Origin of the sequence: Rhodovulum sulfidophilum DSM 1374, assembly GCF_001633165.1 — a bacterium.
Lineage (GTDB): Bacteria > Pseudomonadota > Alphaproteobacteria > Rhodobacterales > Rhodobacteraceae > Rhodovulum > Rhodovulum sulfidophilum.
In genome coordinates this window covers 2,365,194-2,382,076 of the sequence record NZ_CP015418.1, presented here as the reverse complement: position 1 = coordinate 2,382,076, position 16,883 = coordinate 2,365,194, and the positions used below count along the sequence as shown (strand labels likewise).

General features: G+C 67.5%; 17 protein-coding genes and 1 pseudogene. 8 read left to right on the top strand and 10 right to left on the bottom strand.

Translation table 11 applies throughout. The features are described from left to right. The first annotated feature begins 336 nt into the window (after positions 1 to 336). From A6W98_RS11270 to A6W98_RS21960, 3 genes and pseudogenes are all read left to right on the top strand, one after another. A complete protein-coding gene (locus A6W98_RS11270; RefSeq protein ID WP_042461557.1) occupies positions 337 to 765 on the top strand; it encodes a VOC family protein in 429 nt (142 codons plus the stop codon). Next, complete coding sequence (locus A6W98_RS11265) at positions 759 to 1,460, top strand: DUF1194 domain-containing protein (RefSeq protein WP_042461555.1); 702 nt, start codon at positions 759 to 761, stop codon at positions 1,458 to 1,460. The genes A6W98_RS11270 and A6W98_RS11265 overlap by 7 nt, the downstream gene beginning before the upstream one ends. Beyond that, a pseudogene (locus tag A6W98_RS21960) lies at positions 1,423 to 2,109 on the top strand (DUF1194 domain-containing protein); the annotation flags it as partial. The gene A6W98_RS11265 and the pseudogene A6W98_RS21960, both read left to right, overlap by 38 nt. A gap of 81 nt (positions 2,110 to 2,190) precedes the next feature. Here the strand turns inward: A6W98_RS21960 and A6W98_RS11260 are convergent. The 3 genes from A6W98_RS11260 to A6W98_RS11250 form a co-directional block, all read right to left on the bottom strand. Then, positions 2,191 to 2,688, bottom strand: coding sequence for a MarR family winged helix-turn-helix transcriptional regulator (locus tag A6W98_RS11260; RefSeq protein WP_042461553.1), 498 nt, complete (start codon positions 2,686 to 2,688; stop codon positions 2,191 to 2,193). Between the two features lie 87 nt (positions 2,689 to 2,775). Next, positions 2,776 to 3,036, bottom strand: coding sequence for an FAD assembly factor SdhE (locus A6W98_RS11255; RefSeq protein WP_042461551.1), 261 nt, complete (start codon positions 3,034 to 3,036; stop codon positions 2,776 to 2,778). Position 3,037: 1 nt separating this feature from the next. Beyond that, positions 3,038 to 3,442, bottom strand: coding sequence for a helix-turn-helix domain-containing protein (locus tag A6W98_RS11250; RefSeq protein WP_042461549.1), 405 nt, complete (start codon positions 3,440 to 3,442; stop codon positions 3,038 to 3,040). Between the two features lie 89 nt (positions 3,443 to 3,531). On the opposite strand from A6W98_RS11250, the gene A6W98_RS11245 reads away from it, so the two are divergent. Beyond that, a complete protein-coding gene (locus tag A6W98_RS11245) occupies positions 3,532 to 4,734 on the top strand; it encodes a pyridoxal phosphate-dependent aminotransferase (protein WP_042461547.1) in 1,203 nt (400 codons plus the stop codon). Between the two features lie 49 nt (positions 4,735 to 4,783). Here the strand turns inward: A6W98_RS11245 and A6W98_RS11240 are convergent, their stop codons facing one another. From A6W98_RS11240 to ppk2, 3 genes are all read right to left on the bottom strand, one after another. Next, positions 4,784 to 6,145, bottom strand: a complete 1,362-nt coding sequence (locus A6W98_RS11240; protein WP_042461545.1) for an MATE family efflux transporter — start codon at positions 6,143 to 6,145, stop codon at positions 4,784 to 4,786. A 58-nt stretch (positions 6,146 to 6,203) separates the two neighbouring features. Beyond that, a complete protein-coding gene (locus tag A6W98_RS11235) occupies positions 6,204 to 6,809 on the bottom strand; it encodes an SAM-dependent methyltransferase (RefSeq protein ID WP_042461543.1) in 606 nt (201 codons plus the stop codon). Positions 6,810 to 6,873: 64 nt separating this feature from the next. Next, entirely contained in the window at positions 6,874 to 7,887 is a 1,014-nt protein-coding gene (ppk2, locus tag A6W98_RS11230) for a polyphosphate kinase 2 (protein WP_081251900.1), read from the bottom strand. 308 nt (positions 7,888 to 8,195) lie between these two features. Here ppk2 and parE point away from each other — a divergent pair, with 308 nt between their 5' ends. Continuing rightward, positions 8,196 to 10,154, top strand: coding sequence for a DNA topoisomerase IV subunit B (parE, locus tag A6W98_RS11225; RefSeq protein ID WP_042461539.1), 1,959 nt, complete (start codon positions 8,196 to 8,198; stop codon positions 10,152 to 10,154). A 78-nt stretch (positions 10,155 to 10,232) separates the two neighbouring features. Here the strand turns inward: parE and A6W98_RS11220 are convergent, their stop codons facing one another. The 4 genes from A6W98_RS11220 to A6W98_RS11205 form a co-directional block, all read right to left on the bottom strand. Further along, complete coding sequence (locus tag A6W98_RS11220; RefSeq protein WP_042461536.1) at positions 10,233 to 10,817, bottom strand: HNH endonuclease; 585 nt, start codon at positions 10,815 to 10,817, stop codon at positions 10,233 to 10,235. Between the two features lie 306 nt (positions 10,818 to 11,123). Beyond that, complete coding sequence (locus A6W98_RS11215; protein WP_042461533.1) at positions 11,124 to 11,900, bottom strand: MetQ/NlpA family ABC transporter substrate-binding protein; 777 nt, start codon at positions 11,898 to 11,900, stop codon at positions 11,124 to 11,126. Between the two features lie 40 nt (positions 11,901 to 11,940). Next, positions 11,941 to 12,615, bottom strand: coding sequence for a methionine ABC transporter permease (locus A6W98_RS11210; protein ID WP_042461530.1), 675 nt, complete (start codon positions 12,613 to 12,615; stop codon positions 11,941 to 11,943). Then, complete coding sequence (locus A6W98_RS11205) at positions 12,605 to 13,651, bottom strand: methionine ABC transporter ATP-binding protein (protein ID WP_042461527.1); 1,047 nt, start codon at positions 13,649 to 13,651, stop codon at positions 12,605 to 12,607. Before A6W98_RS11205 ends, A6W98_RS11210 begins: the two co-directional genes overlap by 11 nt. A 295-nt stretch (positions 13,652 to 13,946) precedes the next feature. On the opposite strand from A6W98_RS11205, the gene A6W98_RS11200 reads away from it, so the two are divergent. Genes A6W98_RS11200 through A6W98_RS11190 form a run of 3 tightly spaced genes read left to right on the top strand, consistent with a single transcriptional unit; the run spans position 13,947 to position 16,883 of the window. Further along, complete coding sequence (locus A6W98_RS11200) at positions 13,947 to 14,927, top strand: Bug family tripartite tricarboxylate transporter substrate binding protein (protein ID WP_052678011.1); 981 nt, start codon at positions 13,947 to 13,949, stop codon at positions 14,925 to 14,927. 10 nt (positions 14,928 to 14,937) lie between these two features. After that, complete coding sequence (locus A6W98_RS11195) at positions 14,938 to 15,387, top strand: tripartite tricarboxylate transporter TctB family protein (RefSeq protein ID WP_042461524.1); 450 nt, start codon at positions 14,938 to 14,940, stop codon at positions 15,385 to 15,387. Then, the gene (locus A6W98_RS11190; RefSeq protein ID WP_042461523.1) at positions 15,384 to 16,883 is read left to right on the top strand and encodes a tripartite tricarboxylate transporter permease; all 1,500 of its coding nucleotides are present in this window, start codon (positions 15,384 to 15,386) and stop codon (positions 16,881 to 16,883) included. The genes A6W98_RS11195 and A6W98_RS11190 overlap by 4 nt, the downstream gene beginning before the upstream one ends.

Sequence of the window (16,883 nt, the reverse complement as noted above, 5' to 3'; positions counted from 1 at the left end):
TTTCCGGCAAAGATGTGAGTCGAGCCAGACTATATATACGCCGAAGGCCGAGAAAAACCGCGACATCCTGTGGGACGCGCAGCAATGCCCGGCGATGTTTTGCTGCAACGCCCCGGCTCTGCGAGCATCGTTCCGAAGACACACCGGCGCTTTGACAAAGCCGCCGCCGGACGGCTTCGAGCAGGACGGAGCCGCGCAGAACTCCGCCCCATCGCCCCTTTGCCGCCTGCGACGACGGCCGCCGTTCGGAAGGGCGCGGATCGGGCTCGGCCTGCTGTGCCCCCTCGCCGCGATGCGGATCCGTTCTAGATGGCAGCGCAGAAGACGGAGGCATGCATGAAAATTCGTTACCTGCACACCATGGTCCGGGTGAAGGACCTCGAGGCGTCGATGGCGTTCTACCGCCTGCTCGGACTGACCGAGACCCGCCGGGTCGAGAACGACAAGGGCCGCTTCACCCTGGTCTTTCTCGCGCCCCCCGGACAGGAAGACTGCCCCATCGAGCTGACCTATAACTGGGACGGCGACGAGGGCCTGCCCTCGGACAGCCGTCATTTCGGCCATCTCGCCTATGGGGTCGAGAATATCTACGACATCTGCGCCCGCCTGCAGGAGGCCGGCGTGACCATCAACCGTCCGCCGCGCGACGGGCATATGGCCTTTGTGCGCAGCCCCGACAATATCTCGGTCGAGCTGTTGCAGATCGGCGAGGCATTGGCCCCCGCCGAGCCCTGGGCCAGCATGCCCAATACGGGGCATTGGTAAGGCTCGCCGGCCTTCTGGCGCTTGCGCCCTTCAAGGCAGAGGCCGGTTGTCGGCTGGCCCTGCTTCTCGCTCTCGACATTTCGTCCTCGGTCGATCCGGGCGAGGATGCCCTGCAGCGGGCCGGCCTAGCCGCGGCGCTGGCCGCGCCCGAGGTTCAGGCCGAGTTTCTGTCCGTGCCCGACCTGCCGGTGGCGCTGGCCGTCTACGAATGGAGCGGTCGCTATCAGCAGCGCGTGGTCCTGCCCTGGCAGATTCTGGACAGCCCCGAGGCGATCCTCGGCGCGGCCGAGGCGATTGCCGGATCGCGCCGGTCCTATGCCGCCTTCCCCACCGCGATGGGCTTCGGGCTTGGCTTCGGGGCGCGACTGTTCGATAGCGCGCCCGATTGCGCGGCGCGGACGCTCGACATCTCGGGCGACGGCATCAACAATGACGGCTTCGGCCCCGAGCTTGCCTATCGCAACTTCCCCTTCCAGGGCATCACGGTGAACGGTCTGGCAATCGGCGGCGGCAGCCCCAGCGACATCGAAGTCTTCGCCTTCTACCGCGATAGGGTGATCCGAGGCCCCGGCGCCTTCGTCGAAATCGCCCGCGACTTTGCCGATTTCGAACGCGCGATCCGGCGCAAGCTGATGCGCGAAGTCGCCGCGCGGGTCTATGGCGGGACCGTCTCCGTTCCCCCGGGCGGCGGCTGATCCGATGCGGGCGGGGTCACGCTCGCTCTGGCACAGCTCCTACCCGCCCCGGCCGGGACCATCGACTGCCGCCAGGCGCTGGCCATCGGACTGGATGTCTCCGGCTCGGTCGGCCTGGGAATCCCGGCTGCGGCGCGACGGGCTGGCCCCGGCGCTGCTGCAGCCCGAGGTGCAGGCGGCCTTCCCGCACATCCCCTCGGCACCGGTCGCACTGGCGATCTTCGAATGGAGCGGCATGCTCGACCAGAGACTGATCCTCTCCTGAACGCTGATCAACAGCCCGGCGGCACTGACCGGAGCGGCCGACAGGCTGCACCGGACCGGTCGGCATCCGGCGGCGCGGAGCACCGCCATCGGTGCGGCGCTCGGCTGGGGCAAAAGACTGCTGGCCGAAGGTGGCGCCTGCTGGCAGGCGACGCTCGATCTGACCGGCGACGGCACCTCGAATGACAGGCCGCAGCCGCGGGAGGGCGTGGTCCGCGAGGTCACGGTCAATGCGCTGGCCATTGGTATCGGCGCCTCGGTTCAGGTCGATCATGCCGAGACCGATCTCGACGAACTGGTCGTTCATTTCCGAGCCAAGCTGGCCCGCGGCCCCGGCGCCTTCGTCGAGACCGCCAGCGGCTTTTCCAACGTCGCAGAGACGATTGAGCGCAAGCTTCCCGCGAGTTGCAGGCCATTGCCGTCGGGCAGGTCCCGCCCAGGCCCGGCACGCCCCTCGCCGCAAATCTCAGTAGATGTAGCGGATCTGATCCGACCAGTAGCGCTCCATCCGCTTGAGCGCGGCGGTGATGTCGCGAAGACCGTTATCGTCGACGACATTGCGCGCCACCAGCCCCTCGGCATGGCGCGCGAAGAGGCCGCCGACGATCTCTCGGATCTCGCGGCCCTTGGGGGTCAGGCGCACCCGCACGGCGCGGCGGTCGATCTCGCAGCGCTGATGGTGCATGTAGCCCTTCTCGACCAGCTTCTTGAGATTGTAGGACACGTTCGAGCCCTGATAGTAGCCGCGCGATTTCAGCTCGCCCGCGGTCACCTCGTTCTCGCCGATATTGAACAGCAGAAGCGCCTGGACCGAGTTCAGTTCCAGCACGCCGAGGCGCTCGAACTCGTCCTTGATGACGTCGAGCAGCAGCCGGTGCAGCCGCTCGACCAGAGACAGCGCCTCGAGATAGTCGGTCATGACTTCCCGATGGTCGCCCTCCGGGATTGGGGAATGGATGCTCATTTATGTCTCCGCCGTTCGCAGTGCCCGGACAGGAATATGAAATGAGTCGCGAATATTCGGTTAAAACGTGGAAAAGGCAGGATTACTCTAGCTCGGCGCCGGTCGCGCGGCGAGTTCGGCGACCAGTGGCGCAAAGGCGTCGGGCGCCGCGTCCTGCCCCGTAACCCATTGATAGAGAGCATGATCGTCCTGCGCCAACAGGGCGTCGAACAACTCCAGCTCGGCCTGGTCCATGGCGGCCAGACGGTCATCGGCATAGCCGCCGAGGATCAGGTCCATCTCCTTCGTGCCGCGCCGCCAGGCCCGGATATGCATCCGCTTGCGGCGGGACTCGGTCGACTCGGTCATCTCAGCCATGTTCCTTCAGTGCTCCCCTGAGCCGTTTTTCCAGCACGCCAAGCCGGTTGCCAAGCCGCACCATGTCGGCCCGGACCGCGCGGATCTCGCCCAGAATCGTGCGCACCTCGCCCGGAATGGCCGCCTCGTCGCCCGGCCCCTCAAGCCCGTCGCCATGCCCGTTCAGAAGCCACATGATCGACACGTTGAGAACGCCGGCCAGCGTCTGCAGCTTGTTCGAGCGCGGCTCGCTCACATCGTCTTCCCAGTCCTTCACGGTCTCGAGCCTGACGCCCAGCCGCTTGGCCAGCTCGGTCTGGGTCATGCTCAGCGCCTCGCGTGCCGCGACGACCCGGTCGCCGAAGGTGGCGGCATCCTCGGAATACCACTCGGCAGTGTCGGTTTCGGAAGTGCCCATCGGTGCAAGCTCCTTTCGGCAAAGCCGCTTGAACGGTGTCTTAAGGCACCCTATGAGAAAGTGACCCCAACTTCAAACCGGAGACGACCATGTCCTTCCTGTCTGCGACACTCGCGCGTGTAAAACCCTCGCCGACCATCGCGGTGAGCACCAAGGCGCGGGAACTCAAGGCCGCTGGCAAGGACGTGATCGGTCTCGGCGCGGGCGAGCCCGATTTCGACACGCCCCAGAACATCAAGGACGCGGCCAAGGCCGCCATCGACCGGGGCGAGACCAAATACACCGCCGTCGATGGCCTGCCCGAGCTGAAAAAGGCGATCTGCGCCAAGTTCAAGGCCGACAACAATCTCGACTACGAACCGGCCCAGGTCAGCGTCGGCGCGGGCGGCAAGCAGATCCTCTACAACGCCCTGATGGCGACGCTCAATCCGGGCGACGAGGTGATCATCCCGGCGCCCTACTGGGTCAGCTATCCCGACATGGTGCTGCTGGCGGGCGGCGAGCCGGTCATCGTCGAAGGCAAGATGGAGACCGGCTTCCGGATCACGCCCGAGGCGCTGGAAGCGGCGATCACGCCGAAGACCAAATGGTTCATCTTCAACTCGCCCTCGAACCCGACCGGCGCGGGCTATACGCGCGATCAGCTGAAGGCGCTGACCGAGGTGCTGATGCGGCACCCGCATGTGCATGTCATGTCCGACGACATGTATGAAAAGCTGACCTATGGCGATTTCGAATTCTGCACGCCCGCCGAGGTCGAACCCGGGCTTTACGACCGCACCCTGACCTGCAACGGCGTCTCGAAGGCCTATGCGATGACCGGCTGGCGGATCGGCTATGCCGCGGGCCCCGCCGACCTGATCAAGGCGATGGGCAAGATCCAGTCGCAATCGACCTCGAACCCCTCCTCGATCTCGCAATGGGCCGCACTCGAGGCGCTGACCGGCCCGCAGGATTTCATCGCCGGGAACAACGCGGTGTTCCAGCGCCGCCGCGACATGGTGGTCGAGATGCTGAACGCGGCCGAGGGCATCGACTGCCCGGTGCCCGAGGGGGCCTTCTACGTCTACCCCTCGATCGCGGGCTGCATCGGCAAGACCTCGCCCGGCGGCGTCGTGATCGAGAATGACGAGGTCTTCGCGACCGCACTTCTGGAGGAAAAGGGCGTGGCCGTGGTCTTCGGCGCGGCCTTCGGGCTCTCGCCCAACTTCCGCGTCAGCTACGCCACCTCGGATGAGGCGCTGAAAGAGGCCTGCACCCGGATCCAGGACTTCTGCGCCAGCCTGAACTGAACTCCCGGCGCCCGCGCCGCCCCAAGGGGCCCGCGCGGGCGCTGTCGGTCTACGGGGCGGCGGGCACCCAGTCCCGCGACCAGAACCGCGTCATCATCAGTACGCCCGCCAGCGCCAGCCCAAGGGCAAGGCCCAGCCAGATGCCGATGCCGCCCCAGCCCAGCCCGAAACCGAGCCCGTAGCTGACCGGCATTCCCACCAGCCAGTAGCTGATCCCCGCCATGACCATCGGCACCCGCGTATCCTGGACCCCGCGCAAGAGGCCCAGCGCCATCACCTGCGCCGCATCGACCAGCTGGAACAGCGCCGCCGCCGCCAGAAGCCCGGTGCCGACCGCCAGCACCGCCGCCCGGTCGGGCGAGCCGGGGTCGATGAAGGCGCCCACCAGCGCCTCCGGCCAGCCCAGGAAGGCCACCAGAGAAACCGCCACCGCGACGCCCGACACCCCGAAGGCCGCCACCGCGCCGCGATAAAGCCCGGTCCGGTCGCGCCGCCCAAGCGCCGCGCCCGCCCGGATCGTCGCCGCGTTCGACAGCCCCAGATGCACCATGAAAATCGCCGAGGTGATCTGCAGCGCGATGCCATGCGCGGCCAGCGCGACCTCGCCGATCCAGCCCATCATCACCGAGGAGGCGACGAAAAGCCCGACCTCGGCGAGGCTTGTCAGCCCGATCGGCCAGCCCAGCCGGAACACCCGCCAGAACGCCTCCCAATCCGGGCGCCAGATCCGACGAAACAGCTCGTGCTCGGGCGTGGCCCACAGCGCGTAAAGCACGACCGCCGCCATCGAGACCAGGTTCACGATCAGCGAGGACAGTGCCGCGCCCTGCAGGCCCATCTCGGGCAGGCCGAACTTGCCGAAGATCAGCAGGTAGTTGCCGAAGGCGTTGACCGCGACCCCGCCAAGCGTGATCCACAGCACCACCCGGGCGCGCTCCAGCGCCGAAAGATAGCTTTTCAGCACCATCACCACCAGCGCCGGCAACAGGCCCGGCCCGGCGATGGCCAGATAGTCCTGCGCCATGGCCGACAGATCGGCGGTCTGGCCCAGCGCCAGGAAAACCCGTTCCGACAGGAAGAAGGCCGGCAGGCACAGCAGCCCGAATCCGAGGCAGATCCACAGCGCCATCCGGGTCACGCGCCGGACCTGGGTTTCGTCGCCCGCCGCCGCCGCGGTCGCGATCATCGGCATCACCGCCCAGGCAAAGCCCGAGATCACCACGAACAGCACGAAGAACAGCGAGGTTGCCAGCACCTCGGCCGCCAGCGCCCCGACATCGTACCAGCCCAGCATGACCGCATCGGTCAGCGAAATGCCGAATTGCGCCAGATGGCTGCCGACAAGCGGCAGCCCGAGGGCGAGTGTCGCGCGCAGATGCGCGGGCAATGAAAGGGACTGTGCGGACGTCATGCCCGGGGCATAGCCCCGCCCCGGGGCGGCGGCAAGAGCCCCGCCTTGCAGGGACGCCTCACGCCTCCGGACGCGGCTTTCGGGCCACCATCTCGACCAGCGCCGAACGGCCGGAATGGCCCTGCCCGTCGGCCAGCTCGGTGTCGTAATCGCGCAGCATCAGGATCTCGAACCCGGCGAAGCGCTCGCGCAGGAGCGGTTCGGTATACATCTTCTCCGGATCGCCCGGCCCGCCGGTCCCATACTCCACCTGCCGCGGCGCATAGCCCTGCAACAGCACCAGCCCGCCCGGCCTGAGCGTCTGCCGCATCCCCGCGAATATCCGGTCCTGACAGGCCCGGTCGCCGAACTGGATGAAGATGCCCAGAACCGCGTCGAAGGCATCGGGCGCCCAGTCCCAGCGCTCGATATCGGCCTCGCAAAGCGCAACGCTCACCCCGCGCGCCTCGGCCAACCGCCATGCCTTGGCCAGCGCATTCGGCGCGGCCTCGACCGCGGTCACCACGTGCCCCTGCCCCGCCAGCCAGACCGCGTTCCGCCCCTCGCCCTCGGCGATAGACAGCACCTGCGCGCCGGGCTGCAGGCGGGCGGCCTCGCGCCGCAAAAAGGCCGAGGGCTCGGTCCCGAACAGATAGTCGTCTCCGGCGTAACGCTCGTTCCACATCGGCAGATCCTCCTGCCCGCCGATATGGCCTCCGAAACGGCCGACGCAAGCCGGGCGGGCGCGATCAGTCCTCGCGGCCGCGGCGCAGATCGGGATGCAGGGAGGTCCCGAGCATGTGTTCGGCCTTGTGGATCACATGCTCGGCCCGGCCGACGATCAGCGGGTCCGGCGCATGGGCAATCCTGGGCGTCTTGCCGGGATAGTCGAGCCCATGCAGGAAATGCAGCATACAATTCAGCCGGGCGCGTTTCTTGTCATTCGACTTGATGATCGTCCAGGGCGCGTCTGCGGTGTCGGTATAGAAGAACATCGCCTCCTTGGCCTCGGTATAATCCTCCCACTTGTCGAGGCTGGCCTTGTCGATGGGCGACAGTTTCCAGCGTTTCAGCGGGTCGGTCTCGCGCGCCTCGAAGCGCCGGCGCTGTTCCTCCCGGGTGACCGAGAACCAGTATTTGAACAGCCGCACGCCCGAGCGCACCAGCATGCGTTCAAGCTCGGGCGTCTGGCGCATGAATTCGAGATACTCGTTCGGGGTGCAGAACCCCATCACCCGCTCGACCCCCGCCCGGTTGTACCAGGAGCGGTCGTAGAACACCATTTCGCCCGCGGTCGGAAGCTCGCGCACATAGCGCTGAAAGAACCACTGGCCCTTCTCTTCCTCGGTGGGCTTGTTCAGCGCCACCACCCGGGCGCTGCGCGGGTTGAGATGCTCCATGAACCGCTTGATCGTGCCGCCCTTGCCGGCGGCATCGCGGCCCTCGAACAGGATCACGAATTTCTGCCCGGTCTCCTGCGCCCAGATCTGCACCTTCAAAAGCTCGGCCTGCAGCCTGGCCTTCTGCGCCTCGTAGCTGCGGCGCGACATCTTCGAACGGTAGGGATATTCGCCGGTTTCGAAAGCATGCGCGATATTGGCAGGAGAGGCGACCGGCGGCGCGGCCTCCGGCGCGGATCTGAGCGGCGCCGAAACCGCGGCAGGCTCGGCGACGGTCGGCAGGGCGGCCTGAGCCGTCTCGTTCACCTCCGTTCCGGGCGGTGTCGCTGCGGATTTTTCCGACGGCGGGATAGGTTGGCCCATGGAATACTCCTTCCCTGGGCGCGACTCCGCCCCAAGGGGTGGAACAAGTCTAACCCGATACCTCCCTACTCTGCCTTGAGGTATTTCAGGAAACGGTTACGAAAACCTCATTGCGCATGGGAAATGATGTGCGACAGCCCGGATGCCCGGTTTCCGGTCGGTTCGGGGCGCGCGCGAGCGAGCGAGGGACCGCCGGGCCGCATCCGGATCGGCTCTGGAAAGGGTGACGGGACAAAGGCAGGCTGCCCTTTCCCCCGCCCCCCAAACCTGCGATGATGCTGCCGCACATCCACAAGATAGAGCTAAGAATGCCTGACGATCTGCTCTCCGGCGCCAGCCGGGATACCTATGATGCCTCCTCGATCGAGGTGCTGGAGGGGCTGGAGCCCGTCCGCAAGCGCCCCGGCATGTATATCGGCGGCACCGACGAGCGGGCATTGCACCATCTGGTGGCCGAGGTGCTCGACAACGCCATGGACGAGGCGGTCGCGGGCCATGCCACCCGGATCGAGGTCGAGCTGCATGTCGATCATTCGGTGACGATCCGCGACAACGGTCGCGGCATCCCGATCGATCCGCATCCGAAATTTCCCGACAAGTCCGCGCTCGAGGTGATCCTCTGCACGCTGCATGCGGGCGGCAAGTTCTCGGGCAAGGCCTACGAGACCTCGGGCGGGCTGCACGGCGTCGGCGTCTCGGTGGTGAACGCGCTGTCGGACCGGCTCCGGGTCGAGGTGGCGCGCAACCGCGAGCTCTTCGCTCAGGACTTCTCGCGCGGGGTGCCGCTGGGCCCGGTCGAGAAGCTCGGTGCCGCCCCCAACCGCCGCGGCACCGCCGTCATCTTCCATGCCGACGAACAGATCTTCGGCCAGCACCGTTTCCGCCCGGCACGGCTTCTGAAGATGGTCCGCTCGAAGGCCTACCTGTTCTCGGGCGTCGAGATCCGCTGGAAGACCGCGATCGCCGATGGCGACACCCCGATGGAGGCGGTGTTCCACTTCCCCGGCGGGCTTGCCGATTACCTGAGCGAGACCCTCGAAGGCGCCTCGACCTATGCCGAGCGCCCGTTCTCGGGCAAGGTCGGCTTCCAGGAGAAATTCGGCCAGCCCGGCTCGGTCGAATGGGCGGTCAACTGGACGCCCTCGCGCGACGGCTTCATCCAGTCCTATTGCAACACCATCCCCACGCCCGAGGGCGGCACCCATGAGACCGGGTTCTGGTCGGCGATCCTGAAGGGGCTGCGAGCCTATGGCGAGCTGGCCAACAACCGCAAGGCCGCCCAGATCACCCGCGACGACCTGATGACCGGCGGCTGCGCCATCGTCTCGACCTTCATCCGCGAGCCCGAATTCGTCGGCCAGACCAAGGATCGCCTCGCCACCACCGAGGCCCAGCGCATGGTCGAGGGCGCGGTGCGCGACCATTTCGACAACTGGCTGGCCTCGGACACCAAGGCCGCGGGGGCGATCCTCGATTTCCTGGTGCTGCGCTCCGAGGAACGGCTGCGCCGCCGGGCCGAGAAGGAGACCCAGCGCAAATCGGCCACCAAGCGGCTGCGGCTGCCCGGCAAGCTGGTCGATTGTTCGGCCACCAATCGCGACGGCACGGAACTGTTCATCGTCGAGGGCGACTCGGCGGGCGGCTCGGCCAAGATGGCGCGCAACCGCAAGACCCAGGCTCTGTTGCCGCTGCGCGGCAAGATCCTGAACGTGCTGGGCGCGGCTTCGTCCAAGCTCGGCTCGAATGCCGAGATCAACGACCTGACCCAGGCGCTTGGCACCGGGCTCGGCACGCGCTTCAAGATCGACGATCTGCGCTATGACAAGATCATCATCATGACCGATGCCGATGTCGACGGCGCCCATATCGCCTCGCTGCTGATGACCTTCTTCTTCACCCAGATGCGGCCGCTGATCGATCAGGGGCATCTTTATCTTGCCTGCCCGCCGCTGTTCCGCCTGACGCAGGGCGCGAAACGGCTCTATGCGCTGGACGAGGCCGAAAAGGAGATGTGGCTGGAGAAGGGCCTCGGCGGCAGGGGCAAGATCGATGTCAGCCGCTTCAAGGGCCTCGGCGAGATGGATGCCAAGGACCTGAAGGAAACCACCATGGACCCGGCCTCGCGCAAGCTGATCCGGGTCTCGATCGACGAGGACCATCCCGGCGAGACCGCCGATCTGGTCGAGCGGCTGATGGGCAAGAAACCCGAGCTGCGCTTCCAGTACATCCAGGAGAATGCCCGCTTCGTCCAGGAGGTCGACATCTAGGCCCCGCCCTGTCGAAATGGCGGGACATGGACATGACGGAGCGCGCCCTTCGCCCGGCGCCGACCAGAGGCCGGGCGCTCAGGCTTCCAGCTCGGCATCCCAGTAGAGGAAATCGAGCCAGCTGGCATGCAGGTAGTTCGGCGGGAACTTGCGGCCGACATCGCGCAGATCGGTCGCCGCCGGACGCCGGGGCGCGCGGCGCAGCGACATGCCCGCCTGACGCAGGCTTTTCGAGCCCTTGCGCAGGTTGCAGCGCGAGCAGGCCGCGACCACATTCTCCCAGCTGGTGATGCCGCCCCGGGCCCGCGGCACCACATGGTCGAAGGTCAGATCGCCCTTGCAGCCGCAATACTGGCAGGTGAATTCGTCCCTCAGAAAAAGATTGAAGCGCGTGAAAGCCACGCGCTTCTGCGGTTTGACATAGTCTTTGAGGACGACGACGGAGGGTATTCGGATCGTCCTGGTCGGACTTCGGACCACCTGGTCATATTCGGCCACGATGTCGACCCGGTGGAGGAAGGCCGCCTTGATCGCCTCCTGCCAGGGCCAGAGCGACAATGGATAATAGCAAAGCGGCCGGTAATCGGCGTTCAGAACCAGCGCCGGATGATGCTTGAGGGAGCCCGGCTCCCGTACGAATGAAGTCCTGAAATCGCCGTCCATCGTGATCGTCAGCCTCTGCCCCGTCCGCCTGCCCGGCCCCGGGACGGGACGCACCCGCCCCTTACCTTGCGTTCGACTATATATGGCGTTCGCCACCTGACAAGCCCCGCAGATGCGGTGGCCCCATGGCGGCTGACTACAGCGGCTTCGTAACGTCGTTGTGACGATCAGTTGAGCCCGCGGCGCGGTTCCTGCCTAAAAAACAGGCGCGATCTTGCGCCACCGGGCCGGACGGGGCGCCCGGCATCGGGCCGGGCTGCCGGAACGATGGGCAGGCCGGGACAGGCCCGGCCAGCCCGGAACCGATTACCAGCTTGTCAGCACGGCACCGTCATATTTCTCGTCGATGAAGGCCTTGACCTCGGGACTGTGATAGGCCTCGACCAGCGCCTCGACCCAGGGCTGGTCCTGATCGCCATCGCGCACCACGATGATGTTCACATAGGGGCTGTCGGCGGCTTCCATCTCGATGGCATCGTCCTTCGGGCTGAGCCCGGCGGCGATGGCGTAATTGGTATTGATCACCGCGATCTCGGCATCGGCCAGCGCGCGCGGCAGCTGTGCCGCGTCAAGTTCGAGGAATTTCAGACCCTTGGGGTTGTCCTCGATGTCGAGCGGGCTCGGCACCAGACCGGTGCCCTCGGCCAGCTTCACGAGCCCGAGCTCCTGCAGCAGCAACAGCGCCCGCCCGCCATTGGTCGGGTCGTTCGGGATCGCGACCCGGGCCTTTTCGGGAAGCTCCGCCAGATCCTCGATCTTGTCGGAATAGACGCCCATCGGGGTGGTGATGGTGGTCGCGACCTCGACCAGATCGAAGCCGCGATCCTTGATCTGGTTTTCCAGATAGGGGCGGTGCTGGAAGCTGTTGGCGTCGAGATCGCCATCGGCCAGCGCCTGGTTCGGCACCACATAGTCGGAGAATTCAACCAGATCGATGGTCAGGCCGTCGGCAGCGGCGACCTTGGCGACCTGCTCCATGATCTCGGCATGTTCGCCGGGCGAGACGCCGACACGGATATCATCGGCCAGCGCGGCGCCGGCCGACAGCGCGAGAACGGAAACGAGAGGAATCAGACGCAGCATCGGAAGGGTCCTTTCTTGTCTGCGGGAGCTCTTCGGAAAGTCAGTGGCCGCGATTGCGCGGCGCGCGGCGGTCGACCCGCGCGGCGATCCATTCGCCGAAGGATTGCACGAGCTGGACCATCACGATCAGGATCACGACGACGGCCAGCATCACGTCGGGCATGAAGCGCTGATAGCCATAGCGGATCCCCAGATCGCCAAGCCCCTCGCCGCCGACCGCGCCCACCATGGCGGAATAGCCGATCAGGCTGACAACGGCGAGCGTGAGGCCCAGCACGATGCCCGGCAGCGCCTCGCGCAGCAACACCTTGCGGATGATCTGCAACGGCGTCGCGCCCATCGCGCGCGCGGCCTCGATCAGCCCGGCATCGACCTCGCGGATGGCGTTCTCGACCAGCCGGGCGATGAAGGGCGTGGCGGCGATGGTCAGGGGCACGATGGCGGCATCGGTGCCGATCGAGGTGCCGACCAGCGCCCGGGTGAAGGGGATGATCGCAACCACGAGAATGATGAAGGGCACCGAGCGCGCGGCATTGACCACAAGCCCCAGCACCTTGTTGACCAGCGGTGCCGACAACAGCTCGCCGCGCTGGGAGGTGGCGAGAAACAGCCCCAGCGGCAGCCCGAACAGCGTGCCCAGCAAGGCCGCGGCCGAGACCATGTAAAGCGTCTGCAGCGTGGCCTCGATCAGAAGCGCGATCAGGTTAGCGGACATAGCCCAGCACCTCCGTCGACAGGCCGTGGCGGTTGAGATAGTCGCGTGCCTCGGCCCCGCGCGCGGCATCGACCGAGATCAGCAGGTTGCCGAAGGGATGCGGGCCGATCTCCTCGATGGCACCCGCGAGGATATTGACCGATATCCCGCGCTCGGCCGTCATCCGCGCCAGCATCGGATCGGTCGCATGGGCCCCCGCGAAGGTCACCCGCAGAACCTCTTCGGCAGCGCCGCCCGGCCGGGTCTCGACCAGACGGCCCGAGACGAAGCGCGGCAGCGTGATGCCGGTCACCCCCGACAGGAAGGAGCGCGTCGTCGGATGCCGCGGCGCGACGAAGACGTCATAAGTGGGCCCGGCCTCGACGATCCGGCCCTGATCGATCACCGCCACATGGCTGGCAATGTCGCGCACCACGGCCATTTCGTGGGTGATCAGCAGGATGGTCAGGCCCAGATCGCGGTTGATGTCGCGCAGCAGCGCCAGCACCGTCTGCGTGGTCTCGGGATCGAGCGCCGAGGTCGCCTCGTCCGACAGCAGCACCTTGGGCCGTGTGGCCAGCGCCCGGGCGATGCCCACACGCTGTTTCTGCCCGCCCGAAAGCTCGGCCGGATAGCGGTCGGCCTGGGCCTCGAGCCCGACCCGGGCGATCAGATCCCCGACCCGGCTCCGGATCTCGGCGGCGGGAACGCCCGCGATTTCCAGCGGCATCGCGATATTGCCATGGACCGTGCGCGAGGCCAGCAGGTTGAAATGCTGGAAGATCATGCCGACATCGCGGCGGATCGCCCGAAGCGCGGCGCCCTGCGCCCGACCGACATCCTTGCCGCCCACGCTGACCGTGCCCTCGCTTGGCCGCTCGAGCCCGTTGACCATGCGCAGCAGTGTCGACTTGCCCGCGCCCGACCGGCCGATGATGCCGCAGATCTCGCCCGGGGTCACCGTCAGCGACACGTCCTGCAACGCCGTCACCCGGCCCTTCGCCCCGCCGGCAAAGAACTTGCCGACATTCTCAAAACTGATCGTCGCCCCGGTCATGGCGTTCCGTTTCACTGTCTTTTCACCGGCCGTCGGGTGCCCCAAAGCCGGGCCGGGTGCAACCCCGCAGAGCCCGGAGCGGGCAATTAAAAACCCGGTCCCGTCCCGCGCGGACCGGCCGAGCGATCGTTCCGCCTCCGCCTGCCCCGCCCCCGGCGCGTTCCGAGCGCCCCCGCCGGGCCCGTCTTGCGTTCCGTCAGACAGCCCCGCACGACCTGCCCGCGGCCTGCAGGAAGCCGGTTGAAAAGGCCGCCGCGATCGTGTCCTTTGGCGCCGACCGAAAAGGAGACCTGACGTGACCATCCCGATGACGCGCCGCACCGCACTTGCTGGGGCCCTCGCCCTCGCCGCCCTGCCCGCTGCGGCCGAGGACGCCTGGCCCACCGCTCCGCTTCATGTCTATGTCGGCTTCCCGGCCGGGTCCTCGCCCGACACGCTGACCCGGATCATCACCGAGCCGCTGGCCGAGCGCCTCGGCCAGCCGGTCGTCGTCGAGAACAAGCCCGGCGCGGGCGGCGTGATCGGGGTGCAGCAGATGCTGGCCAATGCCGGCGACGGGCACAGCTTCGCCACCACCATCAACGGACCTTTGACCACCGCCGCTCGGTTGATGACATCGACCGGCTACGATGCCGCGACCGATATCGAGCCGGTCACGCTGATCGCGACCTCGCCGCTGGTGCTGGCGGTCTCGGCCCGCTCGGACTTCACCGATCTCGAAAGCTTCGTCGCCGCCGCCGGGGCCGAGCCCGAAGCGCTCAGCTACGGCTCGGTCGGCCAGGGCTCGGGCGCGCATCTGACCGCCGAGCTTTTCGCCGATGCCGCGGGCGTCAGCCTGCTGCACATCCCCTTCACCAGCTATGCCGAAGTGACCACCTCGATTGTCGGCGGCGAGATCGATGCGGGCTTCATGGCGCCCTCGGCCGCGCTGCCGCAGGTCGAGGCGGGCCGGATGCGCCTTCTGGGCATCACCTCGGCCGAGCCCTTCGCGCAGGCCCCCGATGTGCCGGTCCTGGCCGGACGGGCCGGGCTGCCCGAGGAGTTCCGCGCCGAGCTCTGGAACGCCTTCATCGCACCGGCCGGAACCGCCCCGGCGGTGATCGAGCGGCTGAATACCGAGATCGGCGAGATCCTGGCCGAGCCCGAGGTACAAGAGAAGCTTCTGGCCATCGGCTGGCAGGCCGCGCCGGGAACGCCCGCGGATCTGGCCGACCGGATCTCGGCCGATACCGCGATGTGGGGCGCGGTGATCGACCGGGTCGAAGCCAAGCCCTGAGGCGGACCCGATGCAGAAGGACTGGCCCGACATCCTCGGCGGCCTCGTGCTGGCCACGCTTGGCGCGGCGGCGGCGGGCTGGGCCCTTGCGCATTACGATATCGGCAGCCTGCGCCGGATGGGGCCGGGCTTCTTCCCGGTGGTGCTCGGCGCGCTCCTGGCCGGGCTCGGGCTGGCCATCGCCCTGCCCGCGCTTGGTCGCGAGGCAGGTTCCCGGCCCGGGATCGAGCCGCGCGCGGCAGTTGCGGTTCTGGCCGCGATCCTCGTCTTCGGCTTCGGACTGTTCCGGCTTGGCCTTGTCGGCGCGACCGCGGCGGCGGTGCTGATCGCCGCGTTGCCCGCCCCGCATGACGGCCGGATCTGGCGGCTTGTCCTCGCCCTCGCGATCTCGGCCCTGACCGTGCTGGTCTTCGGCCTCGGGCTGCGGATGAACGTCCCGCTCTGGCCGCGCCTCTCATGACCACCTGGGAGGGCCTTCTGCACGGTATCGGCTTTGCGCTCCAGCCCGGGGTGCTGGTCTATTGCGTCCTCGGCGTGGTGCTGGGCACCTTTGTCGGCGTGCTGCCCGGCATCGGCGCGATGGCGGCGATCTCGCTGCTGCTGCCGATCACCTATTACATCACCCCCGAAGCCGCGCTGATCATGCTGGCGGGCGTCTATTACGGCGCGCAATATGGCGGCTCGGTCGCCTCGATCCTGATGCGCCTGCCCGGCACGCCGCAATCGGCGGTGACCTCGCTCGACGGCTATCCGCTGGCGCGCGAGGGCCGCGCGGGCGTGGCGCTGTTCACCGCCATGGCCTCGTCCTTCGCGGGCTCGCTGATCGGCATCGCGGTGCTGGTGACGCTGGCGGGCTGGCTCTCACGCGCCGCGACCGCCTTCGGCGCGGCCGATTACGCCGCGATGATGATCCTCGGGCTGGTCGCCGCCTCGACCATCGGCTCGTCGAGCCCGGTCAAGGGCTTTGCCATGGTCGTGCTGGGCCTCCTGCTGGGCTGTGTCGGCACCGATGTCAATTCCGGGGTCCAGCGCTTCACCTTCGGCCGGACCGAGCTGCTGGACGGCATCAATCTGGTGGCGCTGGCGATGGGGCTGTTCGGCGTGGCCGAGCTGATCGCCAATGTCCGCGACCCCGACCGGCAGGGCGTGACCGCAAGGATCGGGCTGCGCGGGCTGATGCCCCGGCGCGACGACCTGAGGCGCCTGCCCGGGCCGATCCTGCGCGGCGGCGCGCTTGGCAGCTTCTTCGGCGCGCTGCCGGGCACCGGTTCGACGCTGTCCTCCTTTCTGGCCTATGCGCTGGAACGGCGGGTCTCGCGCCGCCCCGAGCGGTTCGGCAAGGGCGCGGTCGAGGGGATCTCGGCGCCCGAGGCGGCCAATAATGCGGCCTCGATCTCGGCCTTCGTGCCGACGCTGACGCTTGGCATTCCGGGCGATCCGATCATGGCGCTGATGCTGGGCGCGCTGGTCATTCACGGGATCCAGCCGGGCCCCCTGATGCTGGAGGCGCGGCCCGAGATGTTCTGGGGGCTGGTAGCGAGCTTCGGCATCGGCAACCTGCTGCTCCTGATCCTGAACCTGCCGCTGATCGGGATCTGGGTCTCGATGCTGCGCATCCCGTTCCGCTGGCTTTACCCGGCGATCCTCGTCTTTCTCTGCCTCGGGGTCTATTCGGTCCGTGGCCTGACCTTCGACATCGCCGCGGTCGCGGCCATCGGGCTGGCGGGCTATCTGCTGGCACTGGCGCGGTTCAGCCCGGCGCTCCTGCTGCTGGGCTTCGTGCTCGGCCCGCTGATCGAGACCAATCTGCGCCGCGCCATGCTGATCGCGCGGGGCGATCCGATGGTGTTTCTCGAACGCCCGATCGCGGCCGGGTTCATGCTGGCGACGGTCGGGCTGCTGGCGCTGGCGCTGTGGCAGGCCTGGCGGCGGCGGGCGGCGGCCAGGACCGGCTGA

Coding starts and splice junctions, on each gene's coding strand:
- A6W98_RS11270 (WP_042461557.1), top strand. CDS start 337: ATGAAAATTCGTTACCTGCACACCATGGTCCGGGTGAAGGACCTCGAG.
- A6W98_RS11260 (WP_042461553.1), bottom strand. CDS start 2,688: ATGAGCATCCATTCCCCAATCCCGGAGGGCGACCATCGGGAAGTCATG.
- A6W98_RS11255 (WP_042461551.1), bottom strand. CDS start 3,036: ATGACCGAGTCGACCGAGTCCCGCCGCAAGCGGATGCATATCCGGGCC.
- A6W98_RS11250 (WP_042461549.1), bottom strand. CDS start 3,442: ATGGGCACTTCCGAAACCGACACTGCCGAGTGGTATTCCGAGGATGCC.
- A6W98_RS11245 (WP_042461547.1), top strand. CDS start 3,532: ATGTCCTTCCTGTCTGCGACACTCGCGCGTGTAAAACCCTCGCCGACC.
- A6W98_RS11240 (WP_042461545.1), bottom strand. CDS start 6,145: ATGACGTCCGCACAGTCCCTTTCATTGCCCGCGCATCTGCGCGCGACA.
- A6W98_RS11235 (WP_042461543.1), bottom strand. CDS start 6,809: ATGTGGAACGAGCGTTACGCCGGAGACGACTATCTGTTCGGGACCGAG.
- ppk2 (WP_081251900.1), bottom strand. CDS start 7,887: ATGGGCCAACCTATCCCGCCGTCGGAAAAATCCGCAGCGACACCGCCC.
- parE (WP_042461539.1), top strand. CDS start 8,196: ATGCCTGACGATCTGCTCTCCGGCGCCAGCCGGGATACCTATGATGCC.
- A6W98_RS11220 (WP_042461536.1), bottom strand. CDS start 10,817: ATGGACGGCGATTTCAGGACTTCATTCGTACGGGAGCCGGGCTCCCTC.
- A6W98_RS11215 (WP_042461533.1), bottom strand. CDS start 11,900: ATGCTGCGTCTGATTCCTCTCGTTTCCGTTCTCGCGCTGTCGGCCGGC.
- A6W98_RS11210 (WP_042461530.1), bottom strand. CDS start 12,615: ATGTCCGCTAACCTGATCGCGCTTCTGATCGAGGCCACGCTGCAGACG.
- A6W98_RS11205 (WP_042461527.1), bottom strand. CDS start 13,651: ATGACCGGGGCGACGATCAGTTTTGAGAATGTCGGCAAGTTCTTTGCC.
- A6W98_RS11195 (WP_042461524.1), top strand. CDS start 14,938: ATGCAGAAGGACTGGCCCGACATCCTCGGCGGCCTCGTGCTGGCCACG.
- A6W98_RS11190 (WP_042461523.1), top strand. CDS start 15,384: ATGACCACCTGGGAGGGCCTTCTGCACGGTATCGGCTTTGCGCTCCAG.